Below are 24,332 nucleotides of genomic sequence, written 5' to 3'. Positions count from 1 at the left end.
TGCGGTCCTTCGGAGTCGGTGACGGGCGGTCAGGGGGTGGCGGGGTCGAGGAGGCCCAGGGCGGCCAGGTCCTCCAGCGGTTCGAGCACGCTGCAGGACCCGTACGAGGTGAAGGCCGCCCGTGCGGCGGCGGTGTCGGCGGCCGGGGTCGCGGTGACGGCGCGGGCCAGTGTGTCCGGGTCGCGCTCGGCGAGGGCGGCGCGGATGGCGGTGAGGGGTGCTCCGGAGCAGGCTCGCGTGGTCGCGAGGAGCACGTTGAGGTAGCCGTGGTGCTCGAAACCGGTGGTGGGGGCGGTGTGCCGGACGGCGTGGTGGAGCCCGGCCGTGCACTTGAAGGCGGCGCCGGCGGCGACGGTGTCGTGGATCCACGCCGCCACCTCGTCCTCGGTCGGGAACGCCGCCGCCTCGGTGCCTCCGGTACGGAACTTCAGCCGGAAGCCGTGGCGTACGGCGGAGGCGAGGGCCTGCTCCCAGGCGCGTGTGACGGGGCGTGGGGCCTCGACGTACACCGCGCCGGGCAGGCTCCGCGCGGCGAGGGCGTCGATCTGGTCGCGGATGGGCGGCGCGGGGTCGGGCTTGACCTCCAGGGCGGCCGGCACCAGGCGATCGGTCGCGGCGAGGGCGGCCAGGACGGCCGGGATCGCGGCGGGTGCGGTCACCACGCTTACCCGGAGCCCGTTGGTGAAGAGCTCCGGTCCGGCGAGCTGGGCCAGTTCGGCGAGCCGGTCCGCGCCGATGACGAAGGGGCCGACGAGAGCGGCGTGCGGGGAGGCGAGGTGCTCGGCGTGTTCGGTCACGGCGCGTGGCAGCGGGGCGAGTCCGGGCGGGAAGACGGCGGCGTCGTCCACGAGATGGCGGAAGGCGAGAGGGAGAGGCACAACCGGCACCCTAGCCGAGGCGCTTCGACATGCGAATGCTCAATGTTCTTTTATCGAATACCCGATTTATCGAACACCCGGGGTTTCCGGGCCGTACTCCGCGGGAACGGACCGGGCCCGCACGACCGTCCCCCGTCACCGATTCGGTGACGGGGGACGGAGAAGGCGCGTTTCAGCAGGGGCGGATGTGGAAGACCGGGGTCCAGGACGCGGTGCCGGTGCCCTTGGCCACGTGGGACCAGCGTTCGCTGCCGTCGCTGTTGTAGAAGCGGGCGCGGGTGCCGGAGGTCTGGTTGTTGTTGAAGGTGCCGTCGCCGACGCCGTTGAAGTCGTAGTAGCCGCAGCGGTAGTAGTCGTAGTTGACGCCGCGCCCGTCGGTGATGCACAGGTGCCCGTTACCGCAGGCCAGGGCGGTGGCCGGGGAAGCCAGGCGGCGGGTTTCGGTCTGGCCGGGGGCGGGAAGCGTGACGGTTCCGCCGGGGACGGCGAGTGTGTTCGCCGAGGTCTGGCGGGCCTCGGGGTCCTGGGCGAGAGCCGCGTCGACCTGTCGCTGGAGCTGCCCGGCCTGCTGGTCGGTGAGGCCGGCGCCCCGGGCCTGCTGGGCGTAGGTCTGCTGGGTGGCCGGGGCGGCGGGGGTCATGGCGTGGGCGGACAGGGCGGGACCCGCGATCAGGGCCGCGACGGCGGCCAGCAGTCCTGCGGATCGGCGGAACGAGACACGCTTCAAGGTCTTCTCCTGGGGTCGGCCGTGCACCTCTTTGAGGAGCACGGCGACACTTTCCAACTCACCGCCGTTTCAAGGGATATAGCAGCCATGTTCACCGTTTAGTGGTGCAGATGCCTTTTTTCGTACGCGCAGGGATCCACCGAGCAGCTGTGCCGTTCACCGGCACCGGTGGAGGTCAACGGGCCCCGCGCCCCGGGGCGTGGTCGGACTGGGCGGCGGGCTGAGGGGCCGTACAGCTGGTGGGTCAGCCGAGGATCAGCGGGAGCTTCGCCGCCAGGTCGCCCAGTTCCGCCGTCTGCGCGGGAGTCGGTGTGCTGCGGCCCGTGCCGATCCGTAGCGCGTCGGTGTCCGGGAGCGAGGCGGGAAACGCGGCGTCGGCGACGGCCTCCAGTGCGGTGCGGGCCACGGCCAGGGTGTCGGCGGGCGGTTCGGGGACCGAGGACAGGTGGGCCACGAGGTCCAGGTGGTGAAGGGTGCCTTCGAGGACGTACGCCGCCAGGTAGTCGGCGACGGTGCGGACCATGTCCTGGGTACGGACGCGGGCGGCCGGGTCGGCGAGCCCGGCGGCGCGGACGGCCGCCGAGCCGACGTCGTCGATGTGGTGCTTGAGCCACCTCGGCTCGCCGTACGCCGCCGCCAGCCGCGGGATCAGCGCGTCCAGCGGGTCGTCGCCCGTCGGGGGTTCGGGGAGCAGAGTCCAGTAGCCGGGCGCGTCGGTCGTGGCGGGCGCGTCGGCAGGGGTGACCAGGGTGATCAGGACGTCCTGCGCGTCGATGACCAGGTGGCACACCAGGTCCCGGACGAGCCACCCGGTACAGCCGGAAGGTTTGCCGAAGTCCTCGTCGGGAAGACCGGCCACGGCGTCGAGCAGCGCTGTCCAGGTGCGCGAGAAGGGATGCATGAGCCCACGCTAGGGGGTACGCACGCTTCGTCCGTAGTGGCGGAGTTGCTGCCCGGAGGTGCCGGGCGGGCGCCCTTCAGCGCCCCGGCCAGGCGATGTCGTCCACCGCGAGGAACGGCTCGCCGGCCACCTTCGCCGGGGTCGCCCCCGTGAACGCCACGACGTCCCGGTGCAGATGGGACTGGTCGGCGTAGCCCGTGTCGGCCGCCACCCGGGCCGCGCCCTCGCCCGCGACCAGGCGGTGGGCGGCGTGGTCGAAGCGGATCAGCCGCGCCGCGCGCTTGGGCGGCAGGCCGAGCTGGGAACGGAAGCGGGACCACAGCCGCTTCCGGCTCCAGCCGACGTCATCGGCGAGTTCGTCGATCCGGAGCATGCCGCGGCCGGCGGTGATCCGCTGCCAGGCCCGGGACACCTCCGGGTCCACCGGGGCCCCGGCCGCGTACCGGCGGGTGAGCAGCGCGTCCATGAGCGCGAAGCGGGCCTGCCAGGACGGGGCTTCGCCGAGCCGTTCACGCATCCGGGACGCCTCGCGGCCCCACAGGGCGTCCAGCGGGACGACGGCGCCGTCGAGCTCGGAGGGCGGTACGCCGAGGACCGCCCGGGCGATCACCGGGGACAGCCGCACCTGCACGCACTCGACGTTCTCCCCGCGCACCCGGACCGCGCCGCCGGAGCCGAGGCCTGGGCCGGCGACCAGGCACCCGCGCTGCTGCTCACCGGTCGCGGTGTCGAGGACGGGGACGCCGGCGCCGAATTCGAGGAGCAGGGTGGCCGCCGGGTGCGGGACCATGCGCAGCGCGTCCAGGTCGTGCACGCGGAACCCGGCCATGGTGACCCCGGCCACCCGGCTGGGTCGCCGCGGGCGGGAGACGTCCCACGCGGCCGTACCGTGCATGAAGGTTCGCACCCTTCCATGCTACGAGCGGGCCGCCGCGAGCAGGGCGGGCCGGGCGGAACATTCGTTCAATACGCGGGCGGGGCCGGTGGCGACAGTGGGGTCATGACTGTTTCTGAGACCACCCGGTTCTCGGCCGTGGCGCTGGACGACGGCGACACCATCCATGTGTGCCAGGACGGGTCCCGTGAGGCCCCCGTGCTCCTGCTCATCCACGGGTCGGCGTCCTCGGCACGTTCGTGGGACGCGCTCGTTCCGTTGCTGGCCGCCACGGGGGCCGGGGCCGAAGCCCACCGCGTCGTGCGGATCGATCTGCTCGGGCACGGCCGTTCGGACAAGCCGGACGACGGCAGCTACGCGATCCCGGACCAGGCGCGGCGGGCCGGAAAGGTGCTGGACCGGCTCGGTGTCGGGCACGCCGTGGTGGTGGGCCATTCCAGCGGCGGGGTGACCGCCACGGCCCTCGCCGAACAGCGGCCGGAGCTGGTGTCCGCTCTGGTGCTCGTCAACACGGGGCCCGGCCTGGGGGCGTTCATCGCCACCGGCTCCGGCGCCCCCGCCGGGCCCACGCAGTGGCCGCCGAGCGACGAGCAGATCCGGCAGCTCGCGAGCACGGGTTTCAGCCGCCCCGGTTACCGGGTGCCGGACGCGCTGCTGGACGAGGTGCGCGCCATGACGCCGCACTCGTTCACCGCCACGATGCAGGGCACCCGGGCCTATCTGGAACAGCGGGTGCTGCCGGACCGGCTGGCGGGACTCGGCAAGCCGTTGCTGGTGCTGTTCGGTGAGGACGACCGTCGTTGGCGCTCCTCGTCCGCCGCCGATTACCGCGTCGTCCCGGGCGCCCGGGTGGAGTTGCTGCCGGGGCTGGGGCACTCGCCGATCCTGGAGGATCCGCCCCGGGTCGCCGGGCCCCTGCTGGACTTCGCCGCCCTCCACGGCTGAGACAGCTGGTCGCGGGGCCAGGTGCCGCTCGTCGGGGACGCGGGCTACTGCCCCGGCCCGGCCGTCGGCGGCAGCATCACGCCGGTGGCGGCCGGCGCCGCGCCGCTGTGACCGCCGGGGCCTACCGCAGCAGCGTCAGGTGGCCCCGGCTGCCGCGCGGGGCACGGCTCGGGACGGCCGTCGCGGGGGTCGGGGAGCCGCCCACGGCGCGCGGGAGGACCACCTCGGTGGGGTGGTGGGCGCTCACGATCGCGTCCAGGGCCTCCGCGAGACGGGCGAGGTCGCGGGCCGTGGTGTCGTGGCCCAAGGAGGCGTGCAGGGCCGTGGTGATGCCCCGTTCGGGCAGGTAGAGCGGCAGCTCCTGGGCGACCGTCTTGCGCAGGACGATCCCCCGCGCGCGCAGCTCGCGGCGGAGCTGGGCCGCCGTCAGTTCGTCGTGGCGGAAGGCCAGAGCACCGGCCTGGACACGGCCCGGGGCGATCAGTTCGGTGCCGGGGACCCGGTCGACGGCTTCGCGCAACTGCGGGTAGAGGTCCTCCCGCGGTGCGGCGGACGCCTCCTTCTCGTGCAGGAGGAGCGCGGTGTTCAGGCCGGCGACGGACGCGCTGTGCGGTGTCCCGGGCAGGTCCTGGTCGTACCGCGCCGGGGCCGGGTCGGTGAGCGCGGACCGCAGGCGGGGCGTGGTGCAGGCGAAACCGACGTCGGCCGGCCCGCCGAGGTAGCGCCAGCCGTCACCGGTGAGCAGGTCGGCGCCGATGCGCGCCGCGTTCACGGGCAGGTGGCCCACGGCGTACGACACGTCGACCGCGTACAGCGCGCGGTGCGGGGCGAGGATGCGGCCGATCTCCTCGACCGGGTTGACGATGCCGCAGCCGGCCGGGACCTGGGCCACGCTGACCAGGGCCACGTCCTCGTCGATGTGCGCCGCCATCCACTCCAGGTCCAGGTCGCCGTGCGCGTCCAGCGGGACGACGTCGAGGCGGCAGCGGGTGCGGTCGCGCAGCGCGAACAGCGCGGTGAGGCGTGCGACGTCCTCGTACGGCGTCGTCCAGATCCGGTCGCCCGGACCGACGGGCAGCCGGTCGAGCGTCTCCCGGAAGGCGTCGGATCCGCCCGTGACCAGGGACGTCACGCCGGTGGCGGGTACGGAGAGCAGGGCGCCGAGGCGTTCGTGGACCTCGGTGTGCACGATGTCCTCGACGTACTCCTCCAGTTCGTGCGTCCCGTACTCGTCCTCCCTGCGCAGCAACTCCGCGACGACCGCTCGCACCGCGGCCGGCGTGTGGCCTGCGGTGGCCGCGTCGAGACGGACCGTTCGTTCGACCTGGGGCGTCTGCACGTTCACTTCCGGGTCCTCCCCCCGTTGTCGGGGAACCGTGACAAGCCATTGCCTGACCTCTGGCAATATGTTGCCCGGCGTTTGGATAATTTGGCAACGGCCGCTCCAGTGATACTCAAGCGGAGAGGCCCCGGCCGCTTCCCTGGCCCCGGTTTCGAGATTTCCTGGCTCGCTTCTCCAGGGTTTGCCAAGCGCTGACAGAGCCAGCGGAAGCGCGACGATCCGGCATGTAGCAGCAGGTCAGGGCGGTGCGGACGAGCGGCCCCTGCCCGGAGTGGCGCCTTCGCGATCTCACCCCTCCATTTCCTCCACCCGTTCACGAGGAAATTACGAGCGAATTCCTAGGGAGCGTTGCCATCTTTTAGGCAAGAAGTTGCCAGCACGGAACGCAGAACTTGTCACAAGGGAGCCCAGCCATGAAGAGCATCGCCCGCGTCCTCGTCAGCACCGCCGCCGTCGCCGCCGCCGTTCTCACCTCCGCCGGCATCAGCGCGGCCGGCGGCGAGGACATCGGCCGGCCCCTCACCGGCGGTTCGACGCACGTCTCCGCCGACATCGGCTGGCCCGTGGCGCCCCAGGGCGGTGGCGACATCGGCTGGCCGTCCGCGCCCGTCGCCTGACCCGCGCCCGGCCCGCCGAAACCACCGCACGAGCACCCTTCCAAGGCGGCTCAAGCGGGACACGGCACCGTGGCTCACGTACGCACGCAGGCTCGTACGTCCGGCCTCGCGTGCGGCCAGAAGTCCCGGCAGCCGGAAGGAAGTCCGCCCCATGGCACAGACACCGTGGAACGCGAGGTTCGAGACGATTCTCCGGCAGGGCCTTCCCGGCCTGGGCAAGGGGAAAACGCCCGACGCCGACGTCCCGATGGAGAGCTACGGGCTCGACTCCATGGCGCTCATCGGCATCGTGAGCGCCCTCGAATCGGCGTACGGGGTCAGCCTCGCCGGCCAGGTCGTCGTTCCCGTGCACACCCTCACCGCCGGACAGCTCTGGGGCATCGTCTCCGCCACCCTCCAGCCCTCCTGGGACGCCGGCCTCTACCCGCCGTCGGACACCGCCAGCCGTGGGCGTACCCCGTGGGCCGTCGCCTGACAGGTCTCCCCGCTCTCGCAGGACCCGAGAAGCCCCCGCCGCTCATCGAGCAGCAGCGGGGGCTTCGGTCGTGTCCGGCCACCCCCGCAGACCTTTGTGACGCAGGCCACAAACGCGCCATGTCACATCCGAGGGCCCCGCTGCCATCCCCTGGTTGTCAGCAAACCGGTGAGGAAGGACCCATCATGAGCGCGCAGCAGGAAACCCGTACGACGGCCACGCACCGAGTGGTGATTCTGGGGGCCGGATACGCGGGCATGGCGGCCGCAATTCAGCTGGCGGCCCGGACCAGGAAGCACCGCGACACGGTGCATCCACAACGTGGCCAACCCGGACAAGCTGCGGGCGGTCGCGGAGGGAGCCCCGTACGACATCGGGGCGCGGTAGCCCGTACGGGTATGGAGCGGGTCCGCACACGACAGCAGCCCGCCCGGGCAGGACCGGGCGGGCCACGGAGGGGGGACCTCCGGTCGATATCGACCCGTGTGTCGCATCAACGACGTTGCCGTACGCGCCCTGAGCATCGCCCCAGAGCCGCTGGAGCGGTCGCCGGCGGACGCTCCCGGCCACACTCCCGCACCGCGTCCTGGCAACGGCCGGGGTCCTTCACGGCCCCTGCCGACCCGCACCGACCTGCGGCTAAGGCGGGGCTCCAGCCGGTCCGGAGAAACCTTCGAGCCCCTTCTGCCAACGTCCTGGCAATGTCTTGCCAAGACGCAAGCCGCTGTCGAAGGAGCTCGCCACGATGTCCATTTCCGGTCTCATCGAGCAGCAGGTCCTCGCACGCCCCGACACCATCGCCGTCCACGCTCCCGGACGTCCCGGCGACGAGGTCTCCCTGACCTACCGTGAGCTGATCCGAGCGGCCGACCGGCTGGCGCGCGACCTGGCGGCGCAGGGCGTCGGCCGGGGCGGCCTGGTGGCGACGAGTCTGCGTCCCGGGCCCCGGCTGGTGACGGCTCTGCTCGCGGTGCTGCGGACCGGAGCCGCGTACGTGGCGCTCGATCCGGCCGATCCGCTCGCGCACCGCCGGTTCGTCGTGGGCGACAGCGGGGCCCGTACGGTCCTGGCCGAGACGGCGGATGCCCTGGACTACGCGGGGCTGGGGGCGGCTGTCGTCAGCCCGCAGGAGACGGGACCCGACGGTGAACCGCACCGTGCGGTCCCCGTTTCCGATGACGACCCCGCGTACGTCTGCTACACCGCGCGTTCCGGCGGGGGCTCCCCCGTCGGCGCCGTCGTCTCGCACCTGGCGCTGGGCGAGCTGCTACGGCCGGGGGCGGCGTTCCGGCCCGGCCGGGACGATGTCGTCGCGCAGGCCGCGAGTCCCGCGTCCGCCGCGAGCGCGTTCGAGATCTGGGCGACGCTGGCTGCCGGGGCCCGGCTGACCGTCCTGTCCTTCGACACCTTCGCCGGTCCGGAGCGGCTGCGGCGCGCCCTCGTCGACCACGGGGTGACCGTCGCCCTGCTGCCGGCCGCGCGGTTCCACCGGATCGTCCGCGACCGGCCCGACGCGTTCGACTCGCTGCGCGCGCTGCTCGTCGGCGGGGTCTGCGACCCGCACCAGGTGCGGCGGGTCCTGCGGGCCGGGGCGCCCCGGCGGCTGCTCCAGGTGTACGGGGCCGCGGAGACGGGTGCGTTCGCCCTGTGCCACGAGATCGGCGGCGAGGCGGCGGACCCGGTCCCCTACGGGCGGCCCGTCGGGGCCACCGCCGCCGTGGTCGTCGGCGCCCACGGCCTGCCCGCCGAACCCGGCACCGTCGGGGAGCTGCTGCTGGGCGGGCCCGCCCTCGCGGACGGGTACCTCGGCCGCCCGGAGCTCACCGCCCGGCGCTTCGTCGAGGACCGGTTCAGCGGGGTCGGCGGGCGGCTGTGGCGGACCGGGGACCGGGTGCTGCTGCGGACGGACGGCGCGCTGGAGTTCGCGGGCCGGACGGACGACCACACCACCGTGCACGGCCTGCGCGCCGAGCTCCGCACGATCGAGTCGGCGCTCGCCGCGCACCCCGCCGTCGCGGAGGCGGTGGTGACGGTGCATACGGACGCGGAGGGCGAACAGCGGTTGGTGGGGCATGTGGTGGCGGGGGACGGCCCCGCCTCTTCCCCCGCCGTCCGCCTCGAAACCGCTCTCCGCGCCCATCTCCACCACCACCTGCCCGACGGGCTCGTGCCCTCTTCCCTCGTACTGCACCGCGTACTCCCCCTCGACGCCGAGGGCCGCATCGACCGTGCCGCGCTGCCCGCGCCCGGGCCGGTGGCGGACGTGGTGGCCGGGGCGCCGCCGGGCACGCCCGTGCAGGAGATCGTGCGGGACCTGTTCGCGGAGGTGCTGGGGCTGCCGCGCCGGCTGATCGACGCCGACTGCGACTTCTTCCGCGTGGGCGGCCACTCCCTGGCGGCGGTCCGGCTGCTGGACCGGGTGCGCGAGACGCTGGGCACCGGGCCGGCCGGCCCCGACGCACTGCGCGCCGCCCCGACCCCGGCGGCCCTGGCCTCGCTGCTGGGCGAGGGGCCGGCCGCCGCGATCGGGCCCGGGGCGTCCGGCTCGGCCGGTACGGACAGCGTCGTGCTGGCGTTCCGGCTGCGCGGGCCGCTGGACGTACGGGTGCTGGACGAGGCGCTCGCCGTACTGGGGCGGCGGCACAGGGTGCTGCGCAACTCCCGTATAGGCACCGCCGGGACGCGGCTGCGGTCCGCGGCGCCGGACGACCACCTGCTGGAACTCTCGCTGCCCGCCGACGGCGTGGACCTCTGGTCGCAGCTGCCGCTCGCCGCCGATCTGGCCCGGGTCCACCGGGAGCTGGCCGCCGGCGGCAGTCCGTCGCCGGTACGGGAACTCGTACGGAACGCGCCTCGTTCTCCATACGGCGACCGGGCGCCGACCCCGCTGCCGGGCAGCGGGCCGCAGGTCTTCGACACGGCCCCCGGGCGGCTGGACACGGGCCTGGACGAGGCGCTGCACGCGCGGCTCACCCGGTTCGCGGCGGCGCACGGGGCGACGGTCTTCATGGTGGTGCACGCGGCGCTCACCGCCGTACTGCGTCAGCTGGGCGCGGACGGGGAGATCACCGTCGCGGCGCCGGTCCCGGCCCGGGACAACGCGACCCTGCGCGGGGCCGTGGGCGCGTACGGGCGGGTGCTCGCGCTGTCCGTCGACGCGTCGGGCGACCCGGCGTTCAGCGAGCTGGTGCGCCGGGCGCGGGAGCGGGACCTGGCCGCGTACCGCAGCGGCGACGCGCCGCTCGCCGGTGCCGGGGGCGTCGCGCTGACGGTCCTCCAGGAGACGGCGGCGGCCCAGTTCGCGTCCGGCGCGCTCACTGTGCAGCCGGAGCGCGCCGGGCTGCCGCTGCCCGCCACGGACGTGGGCTTCACGCTGACGGAGCGGCAGAGCCGGGCGGGCGCGCCGGCGGGCGTCGCGCTGACGACCACGTACCGGCGCGAGACGGTCGGCGAGACCGTCGCCGCCACGCTGACCGGCCGGCTGACCTCCCTGCTCGCGGCGGCCCTGGACCACCCGGAGCTGCCCCTGAGCACGCTGCTGCCTCCGGCCGGGCGGTCCGCTGTCCGGAGCGGGGTGTGGGAGGGCGGGCGCCGGCACGAGCTGCCCGTCACGACGGTCGCCGACCTGTTCGCGGAGCGGGTGCGGCGGGCGCCGGGGGCGGTGGCCCTGTCGGGGGCGATCGGCGTGGCCGAGGCGTCCGGCACGGGCGAGGGGGCGCGCGTATCCGTCATGGACTACGCCGAGCTGGACTCCCGTTCCGACCTGCTGGCGCACGCGCTCGTCACGCACGGCGCGGGTCCGGGCACCACGGTCGTGACCGCGCTGTCGTCGCCGACCGGGTTCGCGGTGGCCGCGCTGGCCGTCGCGAAGACGGGGGCCGCGTGCGTACCCGTCGATCCGACGCGGAAACTCCCCCTCTCGGTGCGACCGGTGGTGATGCTGCTCGACGAGACGGCGGATCTGCTGCTGGGTCAGGTGCCCGCGACGGTACGTCTGGTGCGCGACGAGGCCGCCGGTCTGCTGCCCGCCGACGGGAAGTGGCCGCTGCGGGACTCGGACCGTACGCGTCCGTTGAGCGCGGACGACCCGGTGCTGTGGGCACTGGGCGCGCCCGGCACCACGGTCGTCGGCGCCGGCCCCGTCGTCGCGGCGACGCTGGCCGAGCCGGTCGACGCCGCGTGGCTGGTACGCGGCTACCCGGACGCGGACGCGACGATCGGCCTGCTGGGCGCGCTGGTGCGGGGCGTCCGGGTGCACGTGCCGGACGTGTCGCTGCGGCACGCCGTACCGCAGGAGCTGTTGCGCTGGCTGCGCGAGCGGGACGCCCGGACGCTGCTCGGCGGCAGCGACGAGGTGCTGGTCGCCCTGGTCGCGCTCGCCCGGGAGGAGGGCATGTCCCTGCTCACCAGCGGCGGCTGGGCCGAGGGCCACCTGGTCGTCGAGCACCGCGGTACGGGGACGGCCCGGCCCGCCCCCGGCTACCGGGCGTACGTCCTGGACGCCGGGCTGCGGCCCGTGGCCCCCGGCGCGGTCGGCGCGCTGTACGTGGCGGGGGCGGGCGTCGCCCTCGGCTACGCCGACGCCCCGGCCGCCACGGGTGAGCGCTTCCTGCCCGACCCCTTCGGCGGCCCGGACGCCACCGCCCGCATGTGGCGCACGGGCCGGGCCGCCCGGCTGGACTCGGAGGGCAACCTCACGGTTCTCGAGGGCCCGGCCCCGGACGACCCATTCGCCGACACCCCCTCGACCTTCGTGGTCGTCGACGACGGCTCGGGCCGCCGCGCCCTGTGGCCGGCCGCGGCTACGGTCCCGGCGGGCTGGTCGGAGATCCACGCGGAGAGCCGGTACGAGCTGTGCCTGGACCACTTGGACGAGTTGCCGTAGCGGGCGGTGGGGGCGTACGCCACGCGGGGGCTCGCGCGCGGACCGGCTACCGCCGCACGTCAACTCTGCGGCGGCGGAACGGGCTTGGCATCCGCCGATCGGGTCGAAAACGGGTGGTGGCGAGCCGCCTTCCGCGTCTTGCGGAGGCGTGGCCACAAGATCGTTTACGGGTCGGCCTCCGACCCGGCGGAACGCGATCGGCATGTCGTGGCGCGTCCGTCACCCGACACGGCCGGGCCATGGGCCGGGCTCGTACGAAGGAGATTTTCGTGATCGCACAGGGTAAGCGGCTCCTCGGCTCCCTGGCCATGGCGTTCGCCGCCGCAGCCTCGCTCACCGTCGCCGTACCCGCCGGGTCCGCCTACGCCATCGATCACGTGGAGTGCGTCGGCGGCGCGGACTTCCTGAAGATCTACTCGCACCTCGACGGCCGGAACAGCGTCGACTGCTACGCCAACGCGGGCAGGACCGACTTCGGCGGCTGGTGGGCCGACCGAATCATCACGGGCAACAACGACCTGATCTACTACGACGTCAACGGCGACTCGGTGCGGATCAACCGCTGGACGGACATCACGTTCCCGAACAACCCGCCCCGGATCAAGAGCATTCAGATCCTCTGAGCGCCCGGACGTGAACCGCCGGCCGCCGCCGTGGGCGAACGGCGGCGGCCGGTGCGCCGTCACACCACGTCGAACTCGTTGCCCTCGGGGTCCAGCATGGCGGCGGCGTAGAACTGCATGTCCGGCTCCTCCCGGATCCGACCCACCGTTGCACCGGCCTCGACCAGCCGCCTCACCGTGGCGTCGACCCGCTCCTTGCGGACCTCCAGCGGCACGCCGCGGCCCCCGCCGACCTTGAGGTCGAAGTGCCACCGGTTCTTGGCGGCCTTGGGCTCCGGCACCCGCTGGAACCACACCCGCGGCCCGCGCCCCGCGGGATCGACGACCGACTCCGGGATGTCCCCGGCTCCCGGGGGCAGCTCTTCCTCGGGCACCCCCATGTCCTCCCAGTAGGCCCGCCACGTGGCGTGCCCGTCGGGCGCCGGCTCGGGCACGTAACCCAGGGCCTCGGCCCAGAAGGCCACCATTCGCTGCGGATCGGCACAGTCGATCGTCAGCTGCACTGTCATCTCCATACCCGGAGCATCGCAGGCGGGTCTGACAGCGGGCGGCCCACGCGTTCCGCACCAAGGACGTCGGCGCCGAGGGGCGGCCCGTCGTGACCGCTCCGGCGGTGTGGCGGGGGTCACCGGAACCCCGCGGGCCGGCCGGAGAGGTAGGTGGTGTGAGATGTGATGAGCAGGAAGACCGGGAGCACACGCGCGCACGTATCAGGGCGGGCGACCGCCAGGCGTTCGCCGTGCTCTACGAGGCGTACGCGCGGCCGGTCTACAACCATGCCTACCGGCTGACGGGCGACTGGTCGACGGCCGAGGAGGTCATGTCCGAGACCTTTCTGGCCGCCTGGCGCACCCGGCAGGCCGTCGAGCCGGAGGGCGAATCGCTGCTGCCGTGGCTGCTCGGGATCGCCACGAACAAGGCGCGCAACGCCAACCGCGGTACCGGGCGACGCCTCGCCTTCCTGGCCCGCCGCCCCGCCCCGGAGCCCGTCGCGGACATCGCGGACGCCACGGCCGGGCACGTCGACGACACCCGGCGGCTCGCCGCGGTCCGGCAGGCGCTGGGCGGGCTGCGCCGCCAGGACCGCGAGGTGCTGGCCCTGTGCGTCTGGTCCGGTCTCGACTACGCGGAGGCGGCCGAGGCTCTGGGCGTCCCGGTGGGCACCGTGCGGTCGCGGCTGTCCCGCGCCCGCGAGCGGCTGCGGCGGCTCACGGACGAGCGGCTCGGCCAGGAGCGGAAAGAAACCATTCGTCCCACCGAAAACATCCGCCCCACCACGGAACCCCGTCGCCGTCGCGGAGAGGTAGGGGGCAGGGCCGCGTTCGTGGCCCTGCCCCTCCAGGAGGAAGCCCGATGAACGACCGCACCTCCGGCCCCGACCGGGCCGAACGCGAGGAACTGGCCCGGCTGCTGCCGGCCCCGGCCGAGCGGGACCTGCCTCCTGGCCGACTTCTCCACCACAAGGAAACCCTGATGCAGCTGATCGACCAGGACGGCGACCGCGCCACCGTCCGCCCCCGGCCCCGCCTCCTGCGCCCCGCCGTCCTGCTGCCCGCCGCCGGGCTGGCCCTGGGCGGGGTCCTGTTCACGACCCTCGCCGTGACGGGCCAGGACGAGACCCCCCGCACCGCCTCCACGGCCACGGCCCCCCGCGGCGCGGCCGTGCTGCTGGACCGGATCGCCACGGTCGCCTCGAAGAGCGACGCGATCCAGGTCGGCGACGGGCAGTTCGTGTACGTCCGGACGCTGCAGATGGAGAACGAGGGAAAGTTCGGCGACCCGGTGAAGCTGGGCAAGCCCGGTGAGCGCGAGGTGTGGATGACCCAGAAGTCCGGGCCGGTGATCGACGAGGGCCTGATCCACCAGGACGGCCGGTACTACCCGATCACGGTCGGGGTGCCGGACGGCGAGAAGCCCGTCGGCTACCCGGCGGGCCTCAACCGGCCGACGTACACCTGGCTGGCCTCCCTGCCCACCGACCCCGACGCGCTGCTGCGGCGGCTGGCCACCGAGATCACCGCGGACCAGGACGCGCGGGACACCCCGGCCGACGAGCGGGACCCGGACCAGGACGCCTTCGACGCCATCGGTGAGCTGCTGCGCGAGACGCTGATGCCACCGAAGACCGCGGCCGCCCTCTACAAGGCCGCGGCGAGGATTCCCGGCGTCAGCGTGGACTCGGACGCGGTGGACGCGGCCGGGCGGCACGGGATCGGGGTGGCCCGGGACAACACCCGCGCCGGCTGGCGTACCGCCTGGATCTTCGACTCGGCCACCCTGGGGTACCTGGGCGAGCGGACCTACCTCATCAGGGACAGCTCCCTGGGCAGGAAGGGCGCCGTGACGAGCCGGTCGGCGGTCCTGGAGCGCGCGGTGGTCGACGCCCTGCGCGAGAAACCGTCGACGAAGGCCTGACCGGCAGCCGGGGCCCCCGCCGAAATCGCCGTGCGGGGGCCCCGGCTGCTTCGTAGGGTCGCCGGTGTGACGGGCGACGATGTGCTGGAGATCCTGGACGTACTGCGCAGCCCGGTGAGCCGTTCGCGTACCCGGCGGAGAGCTTCGTCACCGGCACCGTCCGCGGCCGCACCGTGCCCTGCCTCTCGGCCGGGCAGCAGGTCTTCTTCCACCAGGGTTACGAGCCCAGGGAGCGGGACCTGCTCGACATGGCGCGGCTGCGCGAGGCGGTTCGGGATCAGTACGCACTTCTGAAGCGGCAGAGGCGGCATACGTGGGCGCGGCGGCGGGAAAGCCTGCGGCCGCGTCTCAGGGCGCTGCCGGAGCCCACCGGGATGCGGGTGCAGCGTCGAGCCGGCACCGTACGGGCTCCGTCAGCACGCCGACAGGGCCGCCATGATGGTGGTCGCCCGTCCCGGTTCGGGGCTCGTCGGGGCGGCGGTTTCGGGGGTGTCCGTGGCCGTGGTGTGGGTCATGTCGCGCTCCCCGTGCGTGTGGGTGTCTGGGTCGTCACGAGGGTGCTCCCGGCCGGTGCAGAACGCGTCGAGGGCTGCTGGATCTGGGAGAGGGCGTCGGCAAGGACACGCCAGATCTCGGCCGCCAGGTCGATGTTGGCGTCCTGTTGTGCCTGCTGTGCCAGGGCCCGCAGCCCCTGCACCCCGGTCTCGTCGCCGGCCAGGACGCGCAGCTGGTTGCGCAGGATGTCGAGGCGGAAGCGGTCACGGTAGGTCATCATCGGTTCCTCGGCCGCCAGCTCGCCGAGGAGGGTGCGGGCTTCCCCGTAACGGCCCGTCATGAACGCCAGGTCGGCCTTCAGTGCCGAGAGTTCCTGGCGCGTCCCGGGTGTGCCGACGAAGGCCATGGCCTGTTCGGCGGCGGTGACGCACTTCTCGGCGGCCTCCGGCTCGGCCGGGACCTTCTGCAGGTGGAGACGGCCCGCCGCGAGGCGCAGCCGGAGCCACAGCACGAGGTCGTCGGTGCCGGCGAACCGCTCCAGCGCCTGCCCCAGATACCGCTCGGCGCCCGCGTGGTCGCCCTGGCGCATCCGTACGGCCGCCGCCGTCCACATCGCCTCCGCCCACAGCGCGTCGGCGCGGCCCTCGACGAGCGCGGTCAGTTCGTCGGCGTACGCCCGCGCGTCCGGGAGCCGGCCCGCCTCCGCGCGTACGGAGACCAGGGCGAGCAGTACCGCGGCGTGGTCGTCGACGCCGAGCCCGGCCTGTCGGGCGATGCGGTCGGCCTCCATCGCGGCGTCGGCGGCCTCGTTGATCTCGCCGAGGGAGCGCAGGCAGCGGGCGAGGCGGGTCAGTCCGCGTACCTGGAGTTCGGGCAGGCCGACGTCGTCGCCGAGGCGCACCAGGCGCTCCAGGTGGTCGCGTTCGGCGGCGTGGTCGCCCTGGAGTCTGCGGTGCCGGGCGAGCAGCCACAGGGCCTGCCAGCGCAGCACCGGCAGTTCGTGGCCCTCGGCGGACAGCGCGTCGTGCAGGGTGGTCAGGGCGTCGTCGGAGCCGGTGGAGGCGGCGAGGGTGAGGGCGTGGGCGAGGGAGCCGCCCGCGGGGTCCTCGAAGTCGGCGGGTTCGATGCCCAGGCGCTGGGCCAGGTAGCCGACGGCGCGTTCCGTGGGCTGGCGGGCGCCCGACTCCAGGCGGGAGAGGTAGCCGGTGGACATGCCCTCTCCGGCCAGCGCGGTCTGCGAGTAGCCCTGGGCCATGCGCAGCTTCTTCAGACGACGTCCGAACGAGGGTTGTTGCAGCATGTGACCATTCCCCTGGAGTTGACGCGCTGTCGAGGCGGGCCGCCTGCCGGGCAGCCGCGGGCGAGTCGGACGGGTCGGGTGGGCGCCCTGGACGCGTTCGAGCGTAGGACCGGGGCAAGGGAGTGGGCAAAGCTTTGCCTGCGTATGTGCCTCCGGTCTCGTGCGCGTCTCTTGCGGGTCTCGTGCGCCGCTCCAGCGGGTGGGCGCCCACCTGCGGGGGCGCGTGGACCGGCGTTCCGGTCAGCTGGTGGCGCGTACACCCGATTCGAAGGCGTAGATCGCCGCGTGGACGCGGTTGCGGAGCCTCAGCTTGTGCAGCATGTTCTGCACGTGCGTCTTGACGGTGTGTTCGGAGAGGGTGAGCGAGCCGGCGATCTCGGCGTTGGACAGGCCGCGGGCGAGGAGTTCGAGGACCTGGCTCTCGCGTTCGGTCAGCTCGTCCGGGCTGACGGTGGACAGCCGGGGGCCGGGCGGCGGGAGGCCGCGTGTTCCCTCGCCGACGAGGGTGTAACCGGCCGCCGCGAGCACCACGGCCGAGGTGAGCTCGCCGGCCGTCGCCGTGCCGGGGAGGTGTCCGCGGGTGGGCGCGCCCGCGCCGCCGGGCGCCTCGCCGACCGTGAGCACGCTGACCGTCTCCGGGGCCGGGCGGTCCTCCGGTGGCAGGGTGCCGTGCACGACCAGGACGCGGGGCCGGGTGGCGTGCAGGGCGCGGGCCAGCGGGGGGCCGGGCGGGCTCTCGCCGGTGACGTGGATGGCGGGGTGGTCCGCGAGGAGGGTGCGCAGTCCTACGCGGGCCAGCGGGTCCGTTCCCACGACGTGGACCCGGACCGGGTGGGGGCCGGGTTCCGGCACCTCGTGCAGCTCCGGCCGCCGGGCGGGCAGGACGCGCAGGGTGGCGTGCTGTTCCTCCATCGCGGCCTCCTCACACCTCGGCAGGTCACCGTAGTGCGAGGTCCGGGAGCCTCCCGGCGGATTCGAGCGGTCCGCGACCGTTCCCCGATTCCGCCTCGTACAACCATGTGCACGCGACCGTCCGGGTTCGTACGAGACGTGCTCGAAGGTCGCTCGAAAGTGACTGGAGAGGTCCTCGTGAAGTACCCCGACGGGCGGGGGCCGGGTGCTTGAATGGCCTTGATCGGTACGGCAGTCGACCCAGGGGAGCGGACGCCGCCATGCGGAAGTCGTATTACGCAGCGCACGTCTACATGATCGTCGGAGTGATCTCGGGGCTCTTCTACCGGGAGTTCACGAAGCACAACGACTTCCACGGCGACACACAGCTGGCGCTGATGCACACCCACCTGCTGGCGCTGGGCATGACCGTCTTCCTGATCGTCCTCGCCCTGGACAAGGTCTTCTCGCTGTCCGGCTCGAAGCTGTTCACGGCGTTCTTCTGGTTCTACAACACCGGCATCGCCATCTCGACCACGATGATGGGCGTCCACGGCATCCTGACCGTGCTGGGCCGCAGCGAGGACGACATCGCCGTGGCCGTGCCGCTGACCGCCGGGTTCGGTCACATCCTGCTGACCGTCGGGCTGATCCTGCTCTTCGTCCTGCTCGGCAAGCGCGTCAACGAGCACGTCAACCCGACGGCCACGACGAGCAAACCGGCCGCGGAGACCGCCGGCACCGTCTGACCGAGGGGCGCGCGGCCCGTCAGGCCGGCTGGGCCGCCGGGTGGGCCAGGGCGTCGGTGAGCAGCAGCAGCCGCTCGTCCGTGCCGGCCTCGGTGAGCCTGGCTCCTCCGGTGAGGGTGACCAGTCCGTGCCAGGCGCTCCACACCACCTCGGCCAGCACCCTGGGGTCGCGGCCCTCGGCGAGGGGCTCGACCGCTTCCTGGATCTCCGCCATCACGTCGAGCAGGGGCTGCGGTTCGCGTTCGTCGCCGCGCTCCTCGCCGGTGTCCAGGACCAGCATCGCCTGGTAGAGCGCGGGCCACCGGGCGGCGAACGCGGTGTAGGCGCGGGCCACCGCGTGCAGCGCCTCGCGGGGGCCGCCGGACTCGGGGCGGGCGGCGCGCAGCACGGAGGCCAGCTCGACCATGCCTTCGGTCGCCACGGCGTGGACGATCGCGTCCTTGTTCTTGAAGTGCTGGTAGAGCACGGGCTGGCTGTACTCGATGCGGTCCGCGAGGCGCCGCGTCGTCACGTTGTCCCAGCCCTCCTCCTCCGCCATCTCACGCGCGGTGGCGAGGATGAGCTGATGGCGGTTGGCCTGCTCACGGAGGCGGCGCTCTCTGGCGGTCATGGCCCCGATACTAACATTTCAGCGAAACTCTAGCTAGCACTGATAGGGTTCCTGTCTCCGAAAGAAGTGAGGTGCGGCCGCCTTCCGTGCAGCCGGGTTCGAGTGGTCTTCGAGGCGGGGTCGCCACCATCGGCGGCAAGACCGCCACAGAAGGGCCACCTCATGCCGACCCGGACCCCCTCGGAGGCACTGCTCGACCTGGCCGCGGACGTGATGGGCCTCGACGCGCGCACCCTGGCGGCCAGGGCCGCCGGCTCCCCCTTCATCACCCTGGGCGGCACCTTCGACCGGGCGGCGCGGCTGCGGCTGCGTGCCGGTGAAACCCTGGGCCTCGGCCTCGAGTTGCATCAGCTGATGGGCCCGGCGCCCCTCGCGGACGTACTCGACTGCACCGTCCCGGCCGCTCCTCCGGCACTCCCGCAGCCGTCGTCCGCGTGGCGTCCCCTGCTCCCGGGGCAGCGGGCCGCGCTCGGCTCCGGGCACCGCGCGTACCGGGTGCTCAGCGCCGAACTGTCCGGGCCGCTCGATGTCAACGCGCTGCGGACGGCGCTCGACGCGCTCTGCGACCGGCACGAGGGGCTGCGCACGGTGTTCGCGACGTACGGGGACGGGGCGGGCCGGCGCGTACTGGACCGGCACCCCGGCCCGCTGGCCGGACTCTCCCGCACCGCCCCCGGGCCCGACCCCGTCGCCGCCGCGCACTCCCGGCTGGCGGCGGAGCTGCGGCAGGTCGCCGGGCAGCCGGGCCGGCCGCCCGTCGCCTTCGCCCTGGCCATGCTGGGGCCCGGCCGGCATCTGCTGTCCTTCGTGCACCACGAGGCCGTGGCCGACGGCTTCTCCGCCGCGCTGGTCTGGCGCGAACTCCTCGCCGGCTACGAGCGCGTGGTGCGCGGGTCCGCGCCGGGGTACGCGGCGGCTCCGGGCCCGGACGCGGTGGAGGCGGCCGGTGCGGATGCCGGGACGGTCCCCGGCGCCGCTCCCCGGTTCAGCACCGAGCGCCTGGCCTTCGCCCTCGACGACGCGTTACGGGACGCGGTCGACGCGACCGCCCGGCGCGCCGGGGTGCCGCACAGCTGTGTTCTGCTCGCCGCCTGGGCGCTGGTGCTGGGGCGGGACTCCGGCGCGGACGCGGTGCCGGTCGGCGTCGAGCTGCCCCGGCATCCGGGCGCGGCGCCGGTGCGGGCCGTCGCCGGGTGCGGGGCCCAGGTGTCCGCCGCCTGCGAGCTGGAGGGCACCACGGACTACTTCCTGCGGGGCGTCGCCTGTGCGTTCGGTGAGGCGCTGGGCCGTCTCCGCGAAGAGCCGCCCGGGGTGCGGGAGCGAGGAACCGCACACGCCCTCGCTCCGGCCCCGGTGCTCTTCGCGGCCCGCGACGAGTGGCTGCCGGCCCGCGCCGCGTACGGCGGCCTGACCGCGCGCTTCCACCACGCCCACCTGGGCACCGGCCCCGCGCAGGCGGCGCTGACCGTGCTGCGGTGGCGGGACGACCCGTTGCTCTGCCTGGATTTCGCGCCCGCTGTGATCCAACGCGACGCGGCCGTACGCCTGGTGGCCGAGGTGCGCCATGTCCTGGAGGCCCTCGTGCGCGCCCGGGCGTGGGCGCCGGTGGACGACCTGCTGGCGCGCTCCGGCGCACCCGGCACCGCCCCGTTCCCGGCGGCCGGGACGGTGCCGCTCCCCCTGTGCTGAGGATGGCCCGGTGCGCGCGGCGGGGGACACAGCACGCACACCGGGGTCTGGGAGGGCGGTCAGCCGGCGAACTCCGCGAGCCGCTTCACGGTCTCGGCCGGCAGCGGCATGGAAGCGATCTCGTCGGCGACCTTGCGGGCACCGACCCGGGCGCTCTCGGAGGCGAGCAGGCCGCGCGCCGCCTCGGTGACCGCGTCGGCGGTCAGGTCCGGGGCGAAGACGACCTCGCCGGCGCCCGCGTCGCGCACCGCGCGGCCGTTGGCCGGGCCGTCCGCGCCCTGCGGCAGCACCAGCTGCGGGAGCCCGGCGGCGAGGGTGGCGAGCGTGGTGCCGGCACCGCCGTGCTGGACGACGAGCGACGCGCTCTCCAGCGCCTTGGCCTGGGCGACCCACGGCACGGCCACCACCCGGTCGGGCAGCTCGCCGAGCTCCTCGACGGGGACCACGGGGCCGGCCGCGACGAGCAGCGGCACGTCCAGCGGGAGCAGGCCCCGGACGACGGTGCGCAGCACGTCCGCCGAACCGAGCGCGGTGCCGAGGGTGACGTAGAGATACGGCTCCGAGCCGCTGCGGAACGGCTCGGGCAGCTCGCCCGGCTCCGCGTACGCGACCGAGCGCTGCTCGATGCGGGGCAGCGGCGCGGCCAGGAAGTGCGGGTCCTGAATGGACGGCGGGCAGATGTCGATGTACGTACGGGCCAGGGCCAGCAGCTGGCCGCCCGGCACGTCGACGCCGAGGTCGGCGGCGGTGGCGAGCAGCTTCTCCTGGACGGCCAGGTCCTCGGGGCCCTGGGCCATCAGCCCGACGCCGTGCGCGACGGCGGGGACACCCGCGAGGCGGGCGGCGAAGGAGGCGCCGGGGTTCAGCGCCTCGTAGACGACGAGGTCGGGGCGGAGCCGCTCCAGCTCGGGTGCCAGGTCGGCGGCGACCCAGCGGGGCAGCACGGAGCCGAACACCTCGACGTGCAGGGCCGCCAGGACCTCCGGCGGTACGTCCTGCGCGCCGAGGTCGCCGCCCTGGTGGCCCATGGCGCGTACGGCTTCCATGAACGCCTCGGGGACCGGGCGCCCGGCCTTGACCGGGTCGAGACCGGCCCGCACCAGGGCGGGATGCAGCTGCTCACCCGTGGCGAAGGAGACCTCGTGGCCCGCCGCCTTGGCGGCCGTCGCCAGGGGGATGAGGGGATAGACGTGGCCGAAGTTTCCGGCGCCGGCAAAGAGGATTCTCATACCGCCTCAGCATAGGGACGCCGACCCACGTTGTCTAGTGACGCTAGAAAATTTATCACTGACAACATCGCGCCATACAAAGTCGGTTGTTCGAGCCGGACTCAAGGACTCCTGTGGGGTCTCTCCAGCGCAAGCCCATCGCGACGGCCCATCGTCGTGCTGCGGCCGCCTGCCCCGGCTCGCGGGACACGGCATGGCGCTCGCGGGAAACGGCCTACCGAAGGAGCTCTCGATGACCATCACCCAGGCCGCGCCCCCCGGCGTCGCCACCAGCGCGGCGGGGCGGTTCACTCTCTCCGCCCAGGCCCTCGACAGCGCGGTGACACCGAACGCGGTGTTCCGCGACTGGTTCGACGCCCAGCGCCGTACCAACCGCTACGACGTACGCCGCATCCCGTTCTCCGAGCTCGTCGGCTGGCACTTCGAGGACGCCACCGGGAACCTCGTGCACGACAGCGGGCAGTTCTTCTCCGTGGAAGGGCTGAGCCTGCGCACCGAGTGGGACGGGCACGAGCACTCCTGGTCCCAGCCGATCATCAACCAGCCCGAGGTCGGCATCCTGGGCATCGTCGTCAAGGAGTTCGACGGCGTCCTGCACTGCCTGATGCAGGCCAAGATGGAGCCCGGCAACGTCGACACGGTCCAGCTCTCCCCCACCGTGCAGGCCACCCGCAGCAACTACACGGGCGTGCACAAGGGCGCCGCCGTCCGCTACATCGAGTACTTCACCCCACCGCGCGCCCGCTCCCGGGTCCTCTACGACTCCCTGCAGTCCGAGCAGGGCTCCTGGTTCCTGCGCAAGCGCAACCGGAACATGCTGGTCGAGGCCGTCGGGGACGTACCGCCGCACGAGGACTTCGTCTGGCTGACGCTCGGCCAGATCAACCAGCTCCTGTACGAGTCCAACGTCATCAACATGGACGCGCGCACCGTCCTCTCGATGATCCCGGCACTCACCGGCAGCGGCCCCTCGCTGCACTCCACCGAGCACGTGCTGAGCCGGCTTACCGAGATCAAGGCCCGCCGGCAGCTCGTCCAGCGCACCATCCCGCTGAACCGGGTCCAGCGCTGGCGGCGCACCGACCACGAGATCGTCCACGACACCGGGCACCACTTCACGGTCATCGCCGCATCCGTGGCCGCCGCGAACCGGGAGGTCAAGAGCTGGACGCAGCCGCTGCTCGCCCCCGCCGAACAGGGGCTCTCCGCGTTCCTGATCCGCCGGATCGGAGGCGTACCGCACCTCCTGGCGCACGCCAGGTCCGAGGCCGGCGTGCTCGACGTCGCCGAGCTGGGTCCGACCGTGCAGTGCCAGCCGGGCCGGGCGCTGTCCCTGCCGCGCCACCAGCAGCCGCGCTATCTGGACGTCGTCCTGGGCGCCGATCCCGGCAGGCTGCTGTACGACACCGTGCAGTCCGAGGAGGGCGGCCGGTTCCACCACGCGGGCAACCGCTATGTGCTGATGGAGGTCGGGGAGGAGTTTCCGCTCGACGTGCCCGAGGACTTCACCTGGGTGACCGCGAGCCAGCTCTCCGGCCTGGTCCGGCACAGCAACTATCTGAACGTCGAGGCCCGCACGCTGCTCACCGGCCTGCGCGCGGCCTGGTCACTGGGCGGGGTGTACGCGTGACGGGCGCACGGGTACTGCGGCTCGGGGTGCTGGGCTGCGCGGACATCGCGTTGCGGCGTACGCTGCCCTCGCTGGAGCGGCAGCCGCTGGTCGAGGTGACGGCGGTGGCCAGCCGCCGCATCGAGCGGGCCCGGGAGTTCACCGAGCGGTTCGGCGGCGCGGCCGTCGAGGGGTACGAACAGCTCCTGGAGCGCGACGACGTGGACGCCGTCTACATCCCGCTGCCGCCCGAGCTGCACGCTCGGTGGACGCTGCGGGCGCTGGCGGCCGGCAAGCACGTCTGGTGCGAGAAGCCGTTCGCAACGGACCTCGCGGAGGCCGAGAAGGCGGTGGCGGCGGCGCGCGAACGGGGGCTGCTGCTGCTGGAGAACTTCATGTTCCTCCACCACTCCCAGCACGCCCGGGTCCGCGAGCTGGTGGCGGACGGCCTCATCGGCGAGGTCCAGCTCTTCGCCTCGGAATTCGGCATCCCGCTCCAGCCGGCGGCGGACGGCTCCGGCGGGCTGCGGCGGGCCAGCACCCTGCCGGAGGTCGCCGCGTATCCGCTGCGCGCGGCCCAGCTGTTCCTCGGGCCGGGCCTGCGGGTCGCCGGTGCGCAGGTGCGCCCGGCGAGCGCGCACGGGCCGAGCCCGGCCGGCAGCGCGCTGCTCGAGTCGCCCGACGGGGTGGCCGCGCAGCTCTCGTACGGGGTGGAGCACGCCTACCGCAGCGGGTACGAGCTGTGGGGCAGCCGGGGGCGGATACGGCTGGAGCGGGCGTTCAGCACGCCCGACGAGTACACCCCCGTACTCAAGGTGGAGCGCGACGGGCGGGCCGAGGAGATCGCGCTCGCCCCCGACCACCACTTCACCAACACAGCCGGGATCTTCGCCCGCGCGGTGCTCCAGGGCCAGGACTTCGCCCCGCACGCCGACGCGATCCTGGCGCACGCGCGGCTGGTCGAGGAGGTCCAACGGGCCGCCGGCTGAACGCCATTACACGCGGGGCGGCCTCGATTATTACGGCGTAATAATCGAGGCCGCCCCGCGTGGTGCCG

21 protein-coding genes are annotated in these 24,332 nt (G+C 73.8%); 11 read left to right on the top strand and 10 right to left on the bottom strand.

The window, feature by feature from the left end:
- Positions 1-29: 29 nt before the first annotated feature.
- The 4 genes from OG242_RS32500 to OG242_RS32485 form a co-directional block, all read right to left on the bottom strand.
- Positions 30-878: a hypothetical protein gene (locus tag OG242_RS32500; protein WP_331739020.1), complete on the bottom strand. Its 849-nt coding sequence runs from the start codon at positions 876-878 to the stop codon at positions 30-32.
- Positions 879-1,050: 172 nt separating this feature from the next.
- The gene (locus tag OG242_RS32495; RefSeq protein WP_405901798.1) at positions 1,051-1,605 is read right to left on the bottom strand and encodes a hypothetical protein; all 555 of its coding nucleotides are present in this window, start codon (positions 1,603-1,605) and stop codon (positions 1,051-1,053) included.
- 244 nt (positions 1,606-1,849) lie between these two features.
- The gene (locus OG242_RS32490; RefSeq protein ID WP_331739016.1) at positions 1,850-2,506 is read right to left on the bottom strand and encodes a maleylpyruvate isomerase N-terminal domain-containing protein; all 657 of its coding nucleotides are present in this window, start codon (positions 2,504-2,506) and stop codon (positions 1,850-1,852) included.
- A 76-nt stretch (positions 2,507-2,582) separates the two neighbouring features.
- Entirely contained in the window at positions 2,583-3,413 is an 831-nt protein-coding gene (locus OG242_RS32485; protein WP_331739014.1) for a helix-turn-helix domain-containing protein, read from the bottom strand.
- A gap of 93 nt (positions 3,414-3,506) precedes the next feature.
- On the opposite strand from OG242_RS32485, the gene OG242_RS32480 reads away from it, so the two are divergent.
- Positions 3,507-4,346, top strand: coding sequence for an alpha/beta hydrolase (locus tag OG242_RS32480; RefSeq protein WP_331739012.1), 840 nt, complete (start codon positions 3,507-3,509; stop codon positions 4,344-4,346).
- A gap of 121 nt (positions 4,347-4,467) precedes the next feature.
- Here OG242_RS32480 and OG242_RS32475 read toward each other — a convergent pair whose 3' ends face one another.
- Positions 4,468-5,691 (bottom strand): aminotransferase class V-fold PLP-dependent enzyme, encoded by a 1,224-nt coding sequence (locus OG242_RS32475; RefSeq protein WP_331739010.1) that lies wholly within the window; start codon positions 5,689-5,691, stop codon positions 4,468-4,470.
- Between the two features lie 410 nt (positions 5,692-6,101).
- Here OG242_RS32475 and OG242_RS32470 point away from each other — a divergent pair, with 410 nt between their 5' ends.
- From OG242_RS32470 to OG242_RS32455, 4 genes are all read left to right on the top strand, one after another.
- Entirely contained in the window at positions 6,102-6,305 is a 204-nt protein-coding gene (locus tag OG242_RS32470; RefSeq protein ID WP_331739008.1) for a hypothetical protein, read from the top strand.
- A gap of 151 nt (positions 6,306-6,456) precedes the next feature.
- Positions 6,457-6,780 carry an acyl carrier protein gene (locus OG242_RS32465; RefSeq protein WP_331739006.1) on the top strand — a complete coding sequence of 108 codons (324 nt, stop codon included), beginning with the start codon at positions 6,457-6,459 and terminating at the stop codon, positions 6,778-6,780.
- A 745-nt stretch (positions 6,781-7,525) separates the two neighbouring features.
- Positions 7,526-11,665 (top strand): AMP-binding protein, encoded by a 4,140-nt coding sequence (locus tag OG242_RS32460; protein WP_331739004.1) that lies wholly within the window; start codon positions 7,526-7,528, stop codon positions 11,663-11,665.
- 269 nt (positions 11,666-11,934) lie between these two features.
- Entirely contained in the window at positions 11,935-12,288 is a 354-nt protein-coding gene (locus OG242_RS32455) for a beta/gamma crystallin domain-containing protein (protein WP_331739002.1), read from the top strand.
- Positions 12,289-12,347: 59 nt separating this feature from the next.
- On the opposite strand, the gene OG242_RS32450 is transcribed toward OG242_RS32455, so the two are convergent.
- A complete protein-coding gene (locus OG242_RS32450) occupies positions 12,348-12,803 on the bottom strand; it encodes a VOC family protein (protein ID WP_331738999.1) in 456 nt (151 codons plus the stop codon).
- A gap of 149 nt (positions 12,804-12,952) precedes the next feature.
- Between OG242_RS32450 and OG242_RS32445 the strand changes: the two genes are divergently transcribed.
- Together OG242_RS32445 and OG242_RS32440 are read left to right on the top strand one after the other, a co-directional pair.
- Positions 12,953-13,645, top strand: coding sequence for an RNA polymerase sigma factor (locus OG242_RS32445; protein WP_331738996.1), 693 nt, complete (start codon positions 12,953-12,955; stop codon positions 13,643-13,645).
- Positions 13,642-14,703, top strand: a complete 1,062-nt coding sequence (locus OG242_RS32440) for a CU044_5270 family protein (protein ID WP_331738994.1) — start codon at positions 13,642-13,644, stop codon at positions 14,701-14,703. The genes OG242_RS32445 and OG242_RS32440 overlap by 4 nt, the downstream gene beginning before the upstream one ends.
- A 511-nt stretch (positions 14,704-15,214) precedes the next feature.
- On the opposite strand, the gene OG242_RS32435 is transcribed toward OG242_RS32440, so the two are convergent.
- Together OG242_RS32435 and OG242_RS32430 are read right to left on the bottom strand one after the other, a co-directional pair.
- Positions 15,215-16,498 (bottom strand): helix-turn-helix domain-containing protein, encoded by a 1,284-nt coding sequence (locus OG242_RS32435; RefSeq protein ID WP_331738991.1) that lies wholly within the window; start codon positions 16,496-16,498, stop codon positions 15,215-15,217.
- A gap of 240 nt (positions 16,499-16,738) precedes the next feature.
- A complete protein-coding gene (locus OG242_RS32430) occupies positions 16,739-17,410 on the bottom strand; it encodes a response regulator transcription factor (protein ID WP_331738988.1) in 672 nt (223 codons plus the stop codon).
- 260 nt (positions 17,411-17,670) lie between these two features.
- Between OG242_RS32430 and OG242_RS32425 the strand changes: the two genes are divergently transcribed.
- A complete protein-coding gene (locus OG242_RS32425; RefSeq protein WP_331738985.1) occupies positions 17,671-18,138 on the top strand; it encodes a DUF2871 domain-containing protein in 468 nt (155 codons plus the stop codon).
- 19 nt (positions 18,139-18,157) lie between these two features.
- On the opposite strand, the gene OG242_RS32420 is transcribed toward OG242_RS32425, so the two are convergent.
- Positions 18,158-18,748, bottom strand: a complete 591-nt coding sequence (locus tag OG242_RS32420) for a TetR/AcrR family transcriptional regulator (RefSeq protein ID WP_331738982.1) — start codon at positions 18,746-18,748, stop codon at positions 18,158-18,160.
- Between the two features lie 162 nt (positions 18,749-18,910).
- Between OG242_RS32420 and OG242_RS32415 the strand changes: the two genes are divergently transcribed.
- A complete protein-coding gene (locus tag OG242_RS32415) occupies positions 18,911-20,437 on the top strand; it encodes a condensation domain-containing protein (protein WP_331738979.1) in 1,527 nt (508 codons plus the stop codon).
- 59 nt (positions 20,438-20,496) lie between these two features.
- Here OG242_RS32415 and OG242_RS32410 read toward each other — a convergent pair whose 3' ends face one another.
- Positions 20,497-21,666: a glycosyltransferase gene (locus OG242_RS32410; RefSeq protein WP_331738976.1), complete on the bottom strand. Its 1,170-nt coding sequence runs from the start codon at positions 21,664-21,666 to the stop codon at positions 20,497-20,499.
- 232 nt (positions 21,667-21,898) lie between these two features.
- Between OG242_RS32410 and OG242_RS32405 the strand changes: the two genes are divergently transcribed.
- Together OG242_RS32405 and OG242_RS32400 are read left to right on the top strand one after the other, a co-directional pair.
- Positions 21,899-23,296 carry an NDP-hexose 2,3-dehydratase family protein gene (locus tag OG242_RS32405; protein ID WP_331738972.1) on the top strand — a complete coding sequence of 466 codons (1,398 nt, stop codon included), beginning with the start codon at positions 21,899-21,901 and terminating at the stop codon, positions 23,294-23,296.
- Positions 23,293-24,264 (top strand): Gfo/Idh/MocA family oxidoreductase, encoded by a 972-nt coding sequence (locus OG242_RS32400; RefSeq protein ID WP_331738969.1) that lies wholly within the window; start codon positions 23,293-23,295, stop codon positions 24,262-24,264. Before OG242_RS32405 ends, OG242_RS32400 begins: the two co-directional genes overlap by 4 nt.
- The last annotated feature ends 68 nt before the right edge of the window (positions 24,265-24,332 follow it).

The sequence above is a fragment of the Streptomyces sp. NBC_00727 genome, from assembly GCF_045161745.1.
Lineage (GTDB): Bacteria > Actinomycetota > Actinomycetes > Streptomycetales > Streptomycetaceae > Streptomyces.
This window is presented reverse-complemented; position numbering and strand designations above follow the sequence as displayed.

Excerpts from the sequence above, each read along its gene's own strand:
- OG242_RS32490 (WP_331739016.1), bottom strand. The coding sequence starts at position 2,506 with ATGCATCCCTTCTCGCGCACCTGGACAGCGCTGCTCGACGCCGTGGCC.
- OG242_RS32480 (WP_331739012.1), top strand. The coding sequence starts at position 3,507 with ATGACTGTTTCTGAGACCACCCGGTTCTCGGCCGTGGCGCTGGACGAC.
- OG242_RS32470 (WP_331739008.1), top strand. The coding sequence starts at position 6,102 with ATGAAGAGCATCGCCCGCGTCCTCGTCAGCACCGCCGCCGTCGCCGCC.
- OG242_RS32465 (WP_331739006.1), top strand. The coding sequence starts at position 6,457 with ATGGCACAGACACCGTGGAACGCGAGGTTCGAGACGATTCTCCGGCAG.
- OG242_RS32460 (WP_331739004.1), top strand. The coding sequence starts at position 7,526 with ATGTCCATTTCCGGTCTCATCGAGCAGCAGGTCCTCGCACGCCCCGAC.
- OG242_RS32450 (WP_331738999.1), bottom strand. The coding sequence starts at position 12,803 with ATGGAGATGACAGTGCAGCTGACGATCGACTGTGCCGATCCGCAGCGA.
- OG242_RS32440 (WP_331738994.1), top strand. The coding sequence starts at position 13,642 with ATGAACGACCGCACCTCCGGCCCCGACCGGGCCGAACGCGAGGAACTG.
- OG242_RS32435 (WP_331738991.1), bottom strand. The coding sequence starts at position 16,498 with ATGCTGCAACAACCCTCGTTCGGACGTCGTCTGAAGAAGCTGCGCATG.
- OG242_RS32430 (WP_331738988.1), bottom strand. The coding sequence starts at position 17,410 with ATGGAGGAACAGCACGCCACCCTGCGCGTCCTGCCCGCCCGGCGGCCG.
- OG242_RS32425 (WP_331738985.1), top strand. The coding sequence starts at position 17,671 with ATGCGGAAGTCGTATTACGCAGCGCACGTCTACATGATCGTCGGAGTG.
- OG242_RS32420 (WP_331738982.1), bottom strand. The coding sequence starts at position 18,748 with ATGACCGCCAGAGAGCGCCGCCTCCGTGAGCAGGCCAACCGCCATCAG.
- OG242_RS32415 (WP_331738979.1), top strand. The coding sequence starts at position 18,911 with ATGCCGACCCGGACCCCCTCGGAGGCACTGCTCGACCTGGCCGCGGAC.
- OG242_RS32410 (WP_331738976.1), bottom strand. The coding sequence starts at position 21,666 with ATGAGAATCCTCTTTGCCGGCGCCGGAAACTTCGGCCACGTCTATCCC.
- OG242_RS32405 (WP_331738972.1), top strand. The coding sequence starts at position 21,899 with ATGACCATCACCCAGGCCGCGCCCCCCGGCGTCGCCACCAGCGCGGCG.